We start from the raw sequence: 15,831 nt of genomic DNA on the forward strand, positions 1-15,831 counted from the left end.
CTTGTTTTTTATGTTTCCCATCCTTGAGAACTTCAAGTCCTTAACTGGCTTTATTTCGGGATTTCAATATAATCCCTCAAATTACAGTTTTTTAGTTTTTGAATGCTTTCAGCCACGGTAAGCGCGTTCATTTGTGCACCTTCCAGACCAGTATGCGTATGGTCTTTTGGAAAAAAAGCCTTTACTTTTTCTTTTCCGAATAACTCATATTTTTGCGCCACAATTTCATTCAAATCAATGTAGAGAACATCTTGTTTTTCTGCGGCAATTTTCGACCAATTGCCATAAGTATCGGTTCTTCGTTCTACTTTGTCATTCGGCCATTCATTTCGAGGTGTCTGACTAAGAACAATTGGAATGGCGCCTTTTTCTTTGGCTTCACGAATGAATTTCTCCATATACCAACCAAAAGTATGAACAATCTCTTTAGTTCCGTCTGGACGGGTAACTTCCTGCGTTTCTTCGCCGTTTCCTTTCAAGGAACCTCTGAATTTTTCTTTATCAATATCGCCAGCATCATTATGTCCAAACTGAATGAGAATGAAATTTCCGGGTTCGAGCTGATTTTTTACTTCATTCCATAAACCTTCATAATCAAAAGTTCTTGTGCTTCTGCCACCGCGTGCTTTATTGATTACTTCGATTCTGGTCGTATCGCAATATTGAGGAAACGGAACTCCCCAGCCCACAGCATCAGGATTATTGTTATTGTTAGCCATAGTGGAATCGCCAATCAAAAAGACTTTTTTCTTGGCAGGAAGTACAATTTTTGGATGGTCTAAAATGTATTTTTTTAGAGAATTTTTACTGTTTTTCAATTCATCAATAATAACAGAAGCGGAAAGCACAGCTCCTTTTGCTGATGTATGCGTGTGGTCTCTTTTATAGAAATAAGTGCCGGTAACTTTTGCCTCGCCAAATTTTTCCATTTCGAGAGCCATTTTTTCGTTCAGGTTAATAAAAGTTACCTTTTCCTTTTCCGCAATCTGTTTAGCCCATAATCCGTATGATGTGTCATTTCGAGGTACTTTTCCATTCTGCCAGTCATTGCGCGGAATTGGAGAGCAAATAATCGGAATTGCACCTTTTGATTTCGCTTCACGAACTACCTTCTGAATATACCAGCCGTAAGTATGTACAATTTCGTGTTTTTTGGTTAGGATATTGTCGATTTCTTGGGTTTCAGAACCAATTCCTTTAATGGTGCCCCTTGCGCGGAGACTATCATTTACAGGGCCATTATCATTATGTCCAAACTGAATCAGTACATAATCTCCTTTTCTCAGTTTATTTAAAACCGCTGTCCACAATCCTTTATCCTGAAAGGTACGACTGCTTGTGCCTCCCAAAGCATGATTTTCAATCTTGATTTTTGTCGTATCAAGATATTGCCCAATGAAATCTCCCCAGCCCCATAGACCGCCGGTTCCATCTCCTTTACCATTTTTCACAGTCGAATCTCCAACCATAAAAAGAGTAGGTCTATTGTCTTGTTTTGATGTAAAATTGAAAAATAATACAGCCAAAAGTAATGCAATAAGTATTTTAAATAATTTCATGTTTTGAATTATAAATTTTGAAAAATGTTTTGCTTGTTTGCTTAACCGCAAAGTTTCGCAAAGGTTTTACGCAATGAGCGCAAAGCTTTGCGAACTTATTTTTTTCAGTATAAGCAGATAAAATCTTTGCGTTCTTTGCGGTTAAAAGATTTAGCCCTTAAAACTGAAACTATATTTTATCTCTAAAATCAAACCATAGGTTCATTTTGATTCCTTCATCGCCACTTTTGATGCGGATATTGGTAGGCTGACTTTGAGGCCCTTGTTGTTCAAGAGGTTTAAAATCTCTCATGGCCGGAATTTCATACATAAACGAAATATCTCCTTCCGGAAAAGCCGGTTGCGGATAACTGCCAGGGAAACCATTTTTAGGCAAGTCTGGAGTAAATAACCTCAAAAATAGATTATCAGATTCACTGAAAACTTTAAAAGAAGAAGTACCTGCTTTTAAATTCGCTCCAATAACATTAGCATGATAACCTTTAAATTCAGGATATACCAGATTTTCAAAACTTTCTCCTGTAATTGTAGTATTATAATCTTTCTCCCAAATTCCGTAGGTAGTGCCTTTTATTCTATTTTTCCAAACACGGTATGGCCCCCTTCCAAACCATTTCATACCCGTGACATCCTTTTCAGGAAAACTGAAAGTGATTCCGAAAGAATTGATTTTATCTTCAAAAAATGCTCCGTCAAAACCATCAAAACCGCTTGGTGCTTTTTCGTTTTTCAGTACAATCATTTCCATTTTAAATCTTCCGTCAGCTTCCATTGTCCATTTTATAGTTGAAATTCCACCAACATAGGAAACCAAACAAACTGCTTTATCTCCCTCTTGTGAAACTTGAATGTCTTTTAGTTTCGCTTTCATTCCAATAGGACGCGGGCCATTTGTTAATGGAATAGTTGAAATTCCGTTTTTAACAGAAGTAATTTCTCCATTAGCAGCATTGAGAACAACGGTAACATTATTTCCTTTTAAAGTAACTTCGGTTGCAGTTTTAATTGCCGATGCTTTTGCTTTTGTAATTTGAACGGCTAAGAACTTATTTGCATAAAAAAGCGCTTTATGAATTGGCCATGTCCAAGTATAAATTTCTTTATTGAACTGGTCATAAGCGGTAATAGAAAGTACATCTCCTTCTGCAAAATTGTTTGGAACCGTAAACTGAATTCTACGTGTTTCTCCCGGATTTATATCAGGAATTTGAATTTGACCAGAACTTATTGCTTGTGCATTTTTATTGCTGTATAAAACATCAGCATCAGATTTTAGCACTTTAAATTCCATGCTGCACGAATTCAGATTACTAAACAAATAGTCATTTGTAATCAAAAAAGAACCGTCAAAATCTGGAGTTACTTGTTTTGGCTGAAATTGTATGGGTGCCCAAACCTCTTTTACAGTATAATAACTTCCTTCTTTTTCGCGATGAGGGCCTAGAATTCCATCGGCTGCTAAAGAACCTTTGGAATCAAATTTTACATCTCCAGTCCAGTCAGAGCGTTTTACGGCTTCGTCGAGCATTGCCCACATAAAACCTCCAGCAAAAAGCGGACTTTCTTTGTAGCGGTTCCAGAAATCTTCGAGTGCGGCGCCATGTCCGTTATCATAAGTTCCGTGCATGAATTCGGTTGGGAAAAACACATTTTCGCCAGCATTAAAACGATGCATTCCTGTTAAATAAGTTGGATAATGATGCGTATCCCAGCCATTAAAATCGGCCCACGGATGAATCACAATTCGTTTCTGAGGGTCTTTATCGGCAAAAACTTTATCGACTTCATAATTCCAGCCGCCTTCATTACCATTATCCCAGATAATTACAGAAGGATGATTCACGTCGCGTGTTACCATTTCGCTGACCAATTTCGTTCCTGTTTCAGTATCGTATGAGTTTTGCCAGCCTGCCAGTTCATTTAAAACAAAAATTCCAAGAGAGTCACAAACTTCCAGAAAGTGTTCGTCTGGAGGATAATGCCCGCGGACAGCATTCATGTTCATATCTTTGATTAGTTTTCCGTCCAGTTCACTGATGCGTTTGCTGGTACTTCGTCCTCCTTCCGGCCAAAACGAATGACGGTTAATTCCCTTCATGACAATTTTAGTTCCGTTTACGTAAATTCCGTCCTGTTTTTTAAACTCCAGAGTCCTGAAACCTATTTTTTTATTGTATTGATGAATACTATTTCCGTTTTGTTTTAAAACCAATTGCAACTCGTACAAATTAGGACTTTCCGGATTCCAAGGTTTGATGTTTTTCCATTGTGCCGAAATCTTTTCTTTAGTAGTTTTCGCTTTAAGCGGAAAAGAAAAAATTTCCAGACTTTCTCCGTTCAAACCTTTTAAAGAGGCTTCTAAAGTGGTGTTTTTTGGAATATTTTTTAAATCCAAATCAATTGTCATACTGCCATCCATTTTTGGATTTACCGCAATATGCTGAATATTTGTTTTTGGAGAAACTTCCAGCCAAACCGGACGATAAATACCTCCAAACAACCACCAATCCGCTCTTCTTTCGGCCGCGTTAACCGATTTATTGGCAGAGTGTTTCCAGACATGAACTTCCAGAATATTTTTAGCACCATAAGTTACTAACGATGAAATATCATATTTAAACTCATAAAAACCGCCTTGATGAATAGCGCCTGCCAGTTTTCCATTTACTTTTACTTCGGTGTCCGTCATGGCACCGCCAAAAACAATCTTCACTTCCTTTTCCTTGTAAGACGCTGGAACTTCAAATTCATATTTGTATAAACCTTCTTCTTTGCTTGGTTCTTTTTGATTTAGTTCTTTATACCACCGACCGTAGGTATATTCTCCAAAACCTTCTAATTCCCATTGAGAAGGAACATTTATTTTTGACCATTTTTTACTGTTATTGCCATCGGTGCAGTAAAAATCCCATTGTACAGGATGTTCAAAATCTTTTCCCGAAAGATAGATTTTGTCAGTCTGCTGTGCTGTAAGGTGTAACGAAATAAAAATGGTCAGGGCTGTGATCCACTGAATTTTAAGTTTTTTTAGTTGCATAAAAGTGGGTTCTTTGGTTAGTTTCCATCTGGTTTAGAAATTTCAAAGCGAGCGCTCATAGGCAGTGTCCAGCTCGAAATATAGTTAGGTTCTTTCGGGTCGTAATCCGGAATATCTTTTTTGATTTGCTTTTTGAGCGGAAGGTCAAGCTGACGAATTCCTTTAATAACGCATAGCGTAATTTCGTTGGCTCCAAAACTATTAAAGTGTGTGTTGTCGTCTAATGCTTTTTCCTGACCCGGAAAGGTATTGGCAGGATATTGTACAAAAGCTTTTTTGGATGCTTCGTCGCCCCAAGTTTCGTAAAGTTCGGTTGTCATTTTTGTAATGTCTATGAGGGCTGTATTGTTTTTTTGAGCTACAGCACGCATAGCTGGAGGGAAATCGCCATGTGTATCTTTTAGAGTTCCGTTTTCATTAAAAAAACGGCGTTGTGTTGGAGTAACTAAAATCGGAATTGCGCCTTTATCTTTAGCTGCTTGAGTAAATTCGGTCAGTAAATTGGAATACGATTCCCATGGGCCATTGCCGTCGCCTTTGATTTTTTCGTCATTATGACCAAATTCTACAAAGAGGTAATCTCCTTTTTTGATTTGGGAGAGTATTTTTTTTAAGCGGTTACTGGCTTTAAAAGAACTTAATGAAGAACCAGAATAAGCGTAGTTTATGACAACAACATTTTCATTAAAATAGTTCGTAATAAATTGTCCCCACGATGCCCAAGGCTCTACATCTTGGTCAGTAACTGTAGAATCTCCGGCTAGATAGAGAACCGTCAAATTGTCTTTTTTGGTGATTTTGATGCTTTGAACGGCTGTTTCGCCTAAGAATTCTAGTGTCAATTTATCATCCCAATCCAAGATGTCTTTTTCGCGGTCTTTAAGAGTAACATTCAGATTATCATCAATTTTAGGATTTCTAACATTTACATTAAAAACCTGTACTGCCGATTTTCCTTTTGCAACAATAAACTCATTAACCATTAATCGGCGGGATTCTGCTTTTATGGTTGTTTTAAGGTCTTTTTGAGCACTTCCTAAAACTACTTCAACCTGATAATTTCCTTCAGGAAGTTTCACCGAAAAGTAGACAGGTTTTTCAATAGAAAAAGAATTTGAATTGAGTTTTAGGTGGGATTCGGTATTAAAATCAAATCCATATCCTAAATCAGATTTGTATTGTAAAGATTTGGCTACTTCAATTCCTTTTTTGATTTTTAAATCGCTGCCAAACTGAAAGAGCATTGTCTTTTTTAGACTGTCTTCAGAAACTGTTTTGTTATCCAATACATTTTTCGTTGAATTATTTGAAAATGCTGAAAACGGCATTAAAATAGAAAGCAAGAATAAATACGAATATTTAAAAAATTTAGTCAATTTTTTGAGATTTTAATTTATTTGTTTTTCAAATCTAATCCTTATGGTTTTATATAGTATCCTGTACTATGATGTTAAAAAACGAACAAAAAAATAAAGTTTCAATAAAAAATAATCTTATAAGTCAGGTATGTACAGGATACGATGTAGTGAAAAAACAAAGAAATTGCATGAAAATAATATTGAATTAATAAAAAAATCAATAAATAATTTCGTTATATGTTTATTTTAAAAACATAATATTTTTCGACATTCTATGAAAGCTAAAACTTGCCGTATTGCCGTATTTACTACCATTTTTTTCTTCAATTCCTTAGTAATAATCGGACAGGAGAAAACAGTGCGCAAGATTCATTACGCACCTGAGGGAAATAGTTTTGTATTAAAAAACGGTACCAGAAAATTTAATAGAGCACTTTATGGTTCCAATACAGGTTTTAGAGCAGAGGCGGGAGATTTGCCAGAATTTGCGCTGTATATGCCAGGAATGGGAGGTAATTTTAAATTGGGTTTAATAAGTGGTAAGAGCAGCAGATGGATTAGTGAAGCATCAAAAATTCAAACCAATTATGTTTTGGGAACCATGCATTACGAAATTCAAGATGCCCTTTTGGGAAGCGCCAAACTGATTGTTGATGTTGTAGCTTTAAAAGAAAAAGAAGGTTTTATTATTAAAGTATCAGGTAGCAATGTACCAAAAGATTGCAGTCTTGTTTGGGTTTACGGTGGTGCGACAGGGAAAAAGTTCAGTCGTGACGGAGATATAGGAGCCGACCCTGAATCGGTTTTTTATCTGAAACCCGAATATTGCGTGAACAATAAATATACTTTAGAAAAACAGTCTTTTGTATTAGAATATGGTTTAGAAAGTAATAAAGAAAAAACGGGAAACAACAAGAGTTTAAGAGGATATTTTCCTGATTCTACGGTCCGTTTAGCCAATGCCGAAAAGCAGAATTCGCCTTTAGAATTGTATAATTCCGAATCGCAATCGCTTATGGTTGTTACGGGAAAAGTAAACAGCCTTCAAAACGAAAAGTATTGGCTTCTGACTTCTGAAAAAATACAAGATATTTCACAAGAAAATATTGCATCACTTTATGAAGAAGCTGTTCAGCAAACAGCAGTTTTAGCCAATAGAGTAAAAGTAGTTACACCAGACCCTTATATCAATACGTTAGGAGCTGCTCTTTCAATTGCTTCTGACGGAATTTGGGAAAGCCCTGCTTATCTTCATGGCGCAGTTGCATGGCGAATGTATCTCAATGCATGGCGAGGAGCGTACACAGCTGACCCGTTAGGTTGGCATGACCGTGCTAAATCTCATTTTAAGAGTTACAGCAACTCACAAGTTACAAGTCCAGAAAATGGCCCTGTAGTGTTCGATGCTGAAAAAAATCTCGCAAGACAGAAAGAAGAAATGGGAACATCCATGTTCAGCAGTGGCTACATCAGCAGAAATCCAAACAAAAATACTGTTGCCCATCATTATGATATGAATTTGGTTTTTATCGACCAAATGTTGCGTCATTTTAAATGGACTGGAGATACCGATTTTATGAAGGAAATGTGGCCTGTGCTTCAAAGACATATTGACTGGGAAAAACGAAATTTCGATTCAGACCGTGATGGTCTATATGATGCTTATGCCTCAATTTGGGCAAGCGATGCGCTTCAGTACAGCGGTGGCGGTGTAATTCATTCTTCGGCTTATAATTATTATGCTAATAAAACGCTGGCATCTACAGCCAAAAAAATACAGGAAGATGCATTGCCTTTTACAAAAGAAGCGGACAAAATCTTAAAAGCTTCCAATCAGAATTTATGGCTTCCCAAAAAAGGAATTTTTGCAGAATACAAAGACGCTTTAGGAAATAGATTAGTACACGAAACTCCCGGAGTATGGAGTATTTATCATGTTATTGATTCAGAAATGGTTACTCCGTTTGAGAGTTTTCAGATGTTAAATTATGTAGATAAACAGATTCCGCGTATACCAATTGAAGCAGAAGGATTAGATAAAAGCGGTTTATTCACAATAAGCACCACAAACTGGCAACCTTACACTTGGTCGGTCAATAATGTGGCATTGGCGGAACAATTGCATACCGCTTTGGCTTTCTGGCAGGGCGGACAAGCGGAAAAAGCGTATCATTTATGGGAAAGCGCTTTGATAGAAAGTATGTATTTAGGAGCGTCGCCAGGTGCTTTTGAACAGCTTTTGTACCAGGATGCGATGCGTGGCGAACTGTATCGTGATTTTGCCGACCCAATCGGAATGGCTTCAAGGACTTTGGTTGAAGGGCTTTACGGAATTCAGCCCGATGCTTTAGCAGAAACTTTGACTATCAGTCCAGGTTTTCCTTCTCAGTGGAATGAGGCTTCAATCGAAATTCCGGATATTTCATTTTCTTTTAGAAGGGAAAATAAAAAAGACAGTTACAAAATCGAAAATCGTTTTCCGTCCAAAATGAATTTAAAACTGCTTTTGGAAGCGCCTTATGATAGAATCGAAAGTGTTATGATAAACGGAAAAATTGCTTCCTACAAAGCAATTTCGGAAAGCATCGGAAAACCAAAAATCGGTATTGAACTGCCTTACAACGCTGTTTATAATGTGGTTGTAAATTGGAAAGGTTTTCCTTTGGAAACAAAAAAACAGACACCATTTTATACTAGCGGACAAGATTTACATATGATGACTCTTAAAGCTGAAATTCTTTCGGTTTACGACCCGCAGTCGGTTTTAAGTGCTATTTCGAAAACACAAAATGAACTTCATGCAAAGGTTAACGGAGAAGGAAACCGCATATTTTTTATAAAACTGAAACAAGGTGAATTGTCTTGGTGGCATCCTGTTGAAGTTAATTTTAAACCAAAATTAGAAGTGACAGCCAAACTTGCGGAAGGAAATACTTTAGAAGTTTCTATTAAAAACAATACCGTAAAAAAGATTCAAGGTTCTCTGGTTTTGAATACGAATAAAAAAGTAAGCCAGCCAATTAATTTTAATGTATTAGAAAAGAAAACAGTTCAAATTCCAGTTCAGGATTTAATACCGGGAACCAACGAATTTGAGATTAAGAGTGGCGATTCATCCATTCAAAATATGAAGATAATCAATTGGGATATTCCGTTTTCGACTTCCCATAAACAGGAATCAATTGCTCTTTCGTCCTATTTTAATGCTAAAGTTACCGATGTTTTTACCAATGAATATCTTTCGCCTAGACCAAAAACGACGACATTACAGCTTCCGAAACAGGGAATTGGCAATTGGTGTTATCCCAATTTGGAAGTAAAAATTGACGATAGTGGCCTTCGTGAAAAAGCTAAAAACAAGGAACAAATTACTTCTCCCGAAGGAATTGTATTTAAAACGCCTTCTGAAGCAGACCAAAAAAATATTGTTTTCACTTCTATGTGGGATAATTATCCGGAAAGTGTTTCGATTCCGTTATCTGGAAAAGCCTCGCATGTTTATTTTATGGTCGCGGGAACTACAAATCCAATGCAGAGCCGAATGACAAATGGCGAAATCACAGTAAATTACACAGACGGAACTTCTGAAGTTTTAGCACTTAAAAATCCGGAAAACTGGTGGCCGATCGAGCAGGATTATTTTATTGACGGATTAGCATTTACCACCGATGCTCCAAAACCGCCGAGAGTCTATCTGAAATCAGGAGAAATTTCGAGAGATTTTAAAGATTTTAAAGCTATAAAAGGACTTACCAATTATGGAGTCGAAGGCGGTGCGGGAACGATTCTGGATTTGCCATTGGATAAAAATAAAACATTAAAAAGTTTGACTTTGAAAACCATTGCTAATGATGTGGTGATTGGTTTGATGAGTTTGACTTTAATTAGATAATAATATGAAACAGCTTGAGATTTAACCGCAAAGCACGCAAGTTTTTTTTGCTTTTGGAATTCTAAAAAAAACGCAAAGTTCGCAAAGCTTTGTGTAGATAAAGCTTTGCGAACTTTGCGTTTTAAAACGTAATGTTTAGTAAAAAAACTTGCGTGCTTTGCGGTTAAAATTTCATTTCAATTAGAAACCAAAAAACTAACCCAATGAAAAAACAATTTTCAATTATTGCCATCCTATTTTCGGCATCGCTTTTTGCTCAAAAAATAGACCGAAAAGCCTTGGTAACACGACATAATGTTCAAATTACGGCAATCGATACGCTGGCTTCTTTAACAATCGGGAATGGCGCTTTTGCCTTTACGGTGGATGCAACAGGACTTCAGACTTTTCCAAAAACGTATCAAAACGGAATTCCGTTAGGAACACAGTCAGAATGGGGTTGGGACAGTTATAAAAATGTAAACGGCTATAAATTTTCAGAGACTTTAAGAGATTACAAACAGTATGGAAGAGACATTTCATATACTGTTCAAATTAAGGAACCAGCGAGAAGAGTTGAGGCGGTAAACTGGTTCAGGCAGAATCCACATTTATTGCAATTGGGAAATTTAGGCTTTGAAATCACTAAAAAAGATGGAAGTTTTGTGCAACCAAACGACCTTAAGGCGATTTCTCAGAAATTGAATTTATGGACGGGCGAAATTGAAAGTTATTTTGAAGTGGAAGGAACTCCAGTAACCGTTTACACCGCTTCGCATCAAGATAAAGATGAAATAGGTGTAAAAGTTAAGTCTGCTTTATTGAAAGAAAAACGACTGAAAATCAGTTTGCGAATTCCGTTTCCGACAGGAGATTGGGCTGATATGGGCACAAAATGGGAAGGAAAACAGAATTATAAAAGTACTTTATTTGAAAAATCGAAAACGCAGGCTGTTGTAAAACATATTATGGACAGCATTTCGTATAATGTGGGTTTAAGCTGGAAAGGAAATGCGCAGATTAAGAAAACAGGGGAACATTATTTTGTTTTAGAACCCTCAAATACAGATATATTAGAATTAAGCTGTCTTTTCGCTTTAGCGGAAAAACCAGTTTCAAATTCTTCTTTTTTGGTTATCGAAAATAGCAGCAGCAAAGGCTGGGAACAATTTTGGAAAAGCGGTGCAGCAGTTGATTTTTCGGGAAGCACAGATCCTCGTGCCAACGAATTGGAACGCAGAGTAATTTTGTCGCAGTATTTGACCAAAGTACAATGTACGGGAAAAGTGCCTCCGCAAGAAACAGGATTAACTTATAACAGCTGGTACGGAAAACCGCATTTGGAAATGCATTGGTGGCACGGTGTTCATTTTGCACTTTGGAACAGAGCAGATTTATTAGAAAAAAGCCTTCCGTGGTATCAGAAAGTTTTTGATAAAGCAAAAAATATTGCCAAAAGACAAGGTTTTGAAGGAGCAAGATGGCAGAAAATGACTGACCCAGACGGAAATGAAAGTCCGTCATCTGTAGGTTCGTTTCTGATTTGGCAGCAACCGCATTTTATTACCTATGCCGAATTGCTGTATCGTAATAAACCCGAAAAAGCAACTTTAGATTTATACAGCGAAAGAGTTTTTGCATCCGCAGATTTTATGGCTTCGTTTGCTAATTATGATGCTAAAAAAGACCGTTACGTTTTAGGGCCAGGTGTTATTCCTGCGCAGGAACGTTTCAAGGCAATGGAAACGTTTAACCCGACTTATGAGCTAGCGTATTGGAACTGGGCTTTGAAAACGGCTATTGCATGGAAGAAAAAATTAAACCAAAAAGTACCAGAAAAATGGGAAAAAGTTTTAGCTAAATTATCTCCATTGCCAATTTCAGATCAGGTTTATCTGGCGACAGAAAGTGCAACAGATTCGTATACCAATCCAGAATTTAAAACCGACCATCCTTCCGTTTTAGGGACTTTCGGAATGCTTCCAGAAACTTCTTTGTTGGATAAGAAAATCATGAAAAATACTTTCGATTTGGTTTGGAATACTTGGTCATGGGATAAAACCTGGGGCTGGGATTTTCCGATGACGGCTATGTCTGCCGCTCGCCTGCAAATGCCGGAAAAAGCTATTGATGCTTTGTTTATGAATGTGACAACGAATACCTATTTAAAAAATGGACATAATTATCAAGCAGAACGCTTAACGCTTTATCTTCCAGGAAATGGCGGATTGTTGACAGCAGTAGCTATGATGTGCGCAGGCTGGGACGGAACGAATGAAGAAAACCCGGGTTTCCCGAAAGATGGAACATGGAAAGTAAAAAGCGAAGGATTTAAGAAGTTTTTTTGAAAGATTCTAAGTTGCTAAGGTTCTGAGATGCTAATTTTTTTTTAAAGTTGAAAAAATAGATAATCTCGCAAAGGCGCAGAGTCGCTAAGTTTAGCTTTTAATTTTTTTTGTGTCTTCGCGACTTTGCGAGATTAAAAACAACAAACTCATATCTATAAATACAATATGAAAAACAGTAAATACCTTGTAATAATAATGCTTTTTTTAGGTCTAAATGTTTTTGCGCAAAGACAGATGGAAGACCTAGACCGTGGTCTTATTGCCATTAAAGATAAAGGGCATTTTTTTATAAGCTGGCGTGTTTTAGGAACTGATCTGGACAATCTAGCTTTTAATTTATATCGTAAAAGCGGTACTAAAAAAGCAGTGAAACTAAATGACAAACCAATTTTTGGCGCAACAAACTTTTTAGATACCAAAGCGAATGCTCAAGAAGAAAATACTTGGTTTGTAAAAACGGTTTTAAAAGGAAAAGAATCTGATGCAAAAGGAAGTTTTACGATTCCGGCTTCAAGTCCAGATAAAGATTATTTGTTGATTACATTGAAACCAATTGAAGGTTATACAGCAAATGACCTTTCGGTTGGTGATTTGGATGGCGACGGAAAGTATGATCTTGTGGTGCACATGACTGGAAAAGGTCATGACAATTCTCATACAGGAATTACCGATGCGCCTATTTTTCAAGCCTATACTTTGGAAGGTAAATTTTTGTGGGAAATCAATTTAGGAAAGAACATTCGCGAAGGCGCACATTACACTCAGTTTATGGTATATGATTTGGATGGCGACGGAATTTCGGAGTTTGTTTGTAAAACAGCAGACGGTACGAGAGACAGTCAGAATAATGTGGTAGGAGATGCATCCAAAGACTGGGTCGACAGAGATCCGAATTCGCCAACTTTCGGGAAAATTTTGAAAGGCCCTGAATACCTTTCTGTCTTTAACGGAAAAACAGGAAAACTAATTACAACAGTCGATTATATTCCCGAAAGAGGTGATTTGGCAGGTTGGGGAGGACATGGCGGAAGCGGTGGAAATGATACTAAAGGAAACCGTATGGATCGTTTTTTGGCTTGTGTTGCTTATCTCGACGGCATTCATCCAAGCGTTGTAATGTGTCGTGGATATTATGGAAGGACAGTTTTGGCTGCTTGGGATTTTAAAGATCAAAAACTAACTTCAAGATGGGTTTTTGATAGTAAAGATTCTGAAAATCCCTATTCGGGAATGGGAAATCATAATCTTACGGTTACGGATGTGGATAATGACGGAAAAGATGAAATTATTTATGGTTCGATGTGTGTTGATGACAACGGAAAAGGGTTGTATACAACAGGTTTCAGACATGGGGATGCTATTCATGTTTCAGATTTGGATCCTGATCGTCCAGGTCTAGAAGTTTTTGGAATTCATGAAATTGAAAATGGTACAAAAGGGCCTGGGGTTACTATTTTTGCCGCTGCAGATGGAAAAGTTTTATTTACGGATTCTCTAAATGAAGATGTTGGAAGAGGTGTTGCAGATAATATCGATCCCGCCCGAAAAGGCGCACAATTCTGGTGGTCAGGTTCTCCAAATTTGTATGATATGAAAGGCAATGTCGTTGGGAAAGCACCAAGTTCGGTTAATTTCTTAATTTATTGGGATGGAGATGCATCACGTGAAATTCTCAATTCGAATTATATCGATAAATATGAAAAAGGCCGTTTGTTTACTGCCAATGGTGCGGTTTCTAATAATGGTACAAAATCGACACCGGCACTTTCAGCAGATATTTTAGGCGACTGGCGTGAGGAATTAATTTTGAGGTCGGAAGACAATAAAGAGCTTCGAATTTATTCTACCACTATTCCGACCCAAATCAGACAATATACGCTCATGCACGATCCTCAGTACAGATTGAGCATTGCGTGGCAGAATGTTGGCTACAATCAGCCTCCGCATACCAGCTTTTATATGGGAGCAGACATGGAACCTGCTCCAAAGCCAAATATTGTGTTAGTGTCAGCAAAGAAATAGTTTAAAAGTTAATTCAGAAAGAATGCTCATAACCCTTTGGGTGAAATAGAATAAAATAGCTTCATTCAAAATTAAAAATCTAATTTAATCTGCTGAAATCCTTTAAAATCTGCGTGAAATACTTTTGCTTATAAATTTTTCACGCAGATTCATACAGATTAAAGCTCATTTATATCTAAGCTGATTTAATAGAAGTGAAAAAAGTAATTTCACCCAACAGGGTGTTCATAAGATTAAAATAAATCCAATCATGAAAAAAATAATATTTTGTACGGCTTTAGTGATTTCGTTTGTTTTTGTATCGTTCAAGAAAAATGATTCAGGCGTAACCTTAAAAGAAGTGGATGTAAAAGCACCCTTTGAAATGCCAGCGATAAAAATTCCTGATTTCAGCAACTGTAAAGAATTTTCGATTACAGATTTTGGTGCTGTAGCAGGAGATTTGAATAAAACTTCTGAGGCAATCAGTAAAGCTATTGCTAAGGCCAGCAAATCGGGTGGCGGAATTGTGGTTATTCCAGAAGGAGAATGGTTAACGAAGAAAATCCATTTTAAAAGTAATGTAAACCTGCATTTGAAAAAAGGCGCGGTTTTGCTTTTTTCAGAAAACCCAAAAGATTACCTGCCAGCGGTACGTTCGACTTGGGAAGGTTATGAATGTTATAATTATTCGCCTTTGATTTATGCGTATCAATGTAAAAATATAGCGATTACAGGCGAAGGTGAACTAAAGGCCAAAATGGACGTTTGGAAACAATGGTTTGCAAGACCTAAAGCACATATGGAAAGCTTGAAAATGTTGTATTATCTAGCTTCATACAATAAGCCCATGAAAGAAAGACAAATGGTAAACGATACGGCTAATTTTCGTCCGCAGTTTATTCAGTTTAACAGATGTGAAAATATTCTGATGGAAGGTGTGACAATTACCAACAGTCCGTTTTGGACGATTCATCCTTTTTTGTCTAAAGATGTGGTGCTTCGAAATTTGAATGTTTATGCTCACGGGCATAATAACGATGGTGTAGATCCCGAAATGAGTCAGAATGTTTTGATAGAAAATTGTGTTTTTGACCAAGGAGACGATGCGATTGCTATTAAATCCGGAAGTAATCAGGATGCCTGGAGATTGAACACGCCTTCAAAAAATATTGTAATGCGAAATTGCATTGTCAAAAACGGACATCAATTGGTGGCTATTGGAAGTGAACTTTCGGGCGGTATCGAAAATGTTTTTATTGATAATTGCACCGTTGTAGATGGAGCAAAACTCAATCATCTTTTATTTATTAAAACCAATGAACGAAGAGGCGGTTATGTAAAGAACGTTCACATGACCAATATAACTTCAGGAAAAATCGACGAGGGAATCCTCGGAATTGAAACCGATGTTTTGTACCAATGGCGAAATTTAGTTCCAACGATAGAAAGAAGACTTACGCCGATTCAGAATGTGTATCTTGAAAATGTAAAAGCTACAAACGTCAAATTTATCTCTAGAATTTTGGCGCAGAAAGAACTTCCGGTCGAAAATGTTTTTCTTAAAAATGTAACAGCTCAAAATGTTCAGGGAGAAAAATCCATTCATGAAAATGTGAAAAACTTTAGTGCTCAAAACTGATTTAAATTTTAGAAA

The 15,831-nt window shown here is 37.0% G+C and carries 7 protein-coding genes; 4 read left to right on the forward strand and 3 right to left on the reverse strand.

Annotated features, from left to right (window positions below; all coding sequences use genetic code 11):
* Positions 1-50 precede the first annotated feature (50 nt).
* From BM289_RS22940 to BM289_RS22950, 3 genes are all read right to left on the reverse strand, one after another.
* On the reverse strand, positions 51-1,559 hold the full coding sequence (locus tag BM289_RS22940) for a rhamnogalacturonan acetylesterase (RefSeq protein ID WP_091498182.1): 1,509 nt from the start codon (positions 1,557-1,559) through the stop codon (positions 51-53).
* Positions 1,560-1,728: 169 nt separating this feature from the next.
* The gene (locus tag BM289_RS22945) at positions 1,729-4,596 is read right to left on the reverse strand and encodes a glycoside hydrolase family 2 TIM barrel-domain containing protein (protein ID WP_091498186.1); all 2,868 of its coding nucleotides are present in this window, start codon (positions 4,594-4,596) and stop codon (positions 1,729-1,731) included.
* Positions 4,597-4,613: 17 nt separating this feature from the next.
* On the reverse strand, positions 4,614-5,972 hold the full coding sequence (locus BM289_RS22950; RefSeq protein WP_244165439.1) for a rhamnogalacturonan acetylesterase: 1,359 nt from the start codon (positions 5,970-5,972) through the stop codon (positions 4,614-4,616).
* Between the two features lie 256 nt (positions 5,973-6,228).
* Between BM289_RS22950 and BM289_RS22955 the strand changes: the two genes are divergently transcribed.
* The 4 genes from BM289_RS22955 to BM289_RS22970 all read left to right on the forward strand — a co-directional run bounded on the left by BM289_RS22955 (position 6,229) and on the right by BM289_RS22970 (position 15,816).
* Complete coding sequence (locus BM289_RS22955) at positions 6,229-9,846, forward strand: DUF4450 domain-containing protein (protein ID WP_091498191.1); 3,618 nt, start codon at positions 6,229-6,231, stop codon at positions 9,844-9,846.
* A gap of 203 nt (positions 9,847-10,049) precedes the next feature.
* Positions 10,050-12,173 carry a hypothetical protein gene (locus BM289_RS22960; RefSeq protein WP_091498194.1) on the forward strand — a complete coding sequence of 708 codons (2,124 nt, stop codon included), beginning with the start codon at positions 10,050-10,052 and terminating at the stop codon, positions 12,171-12,173.
* Positions 12,174-12,338: 165 nt separating this feature from the next.
* Complete coding sequence (locus tag BM289_RS22965; RefSeq protein WP_091498195.1) at positions 12,339-14,195, forward strand: rhamnogalacturonan lyase; 1,857 nt, start codon at positions 12,339-12,341, stop codon at positions 14,193-14,195.
* A 250-nt stretch (positions 14,196-14,445) separates the two neighbouring features.
* Positions 14,446-15,816: a glycoside hydrolase family 28 protein gene (locus tag BM289_RS22970; RefSeq protein ID WP_091498198.1), complete on the forward strand. Its 1,371-nt coding sequence runs from the start codon at positions 14,446-14,448 to the stop codon at positions 15,814-15,816.
* Positions 15,817-15,831 lie beyond the last annotated feature (15 nt).

The organism is Flavobacterium phragmitis (assembly GCF_900112575.1).
Classification (GTDB): Bacteria; Bacteroidota; Bacteroidia; order Flavobacteriales; family Flavobacteriaceae; genus Flavobacterium; species Flavobacterium phragmitis.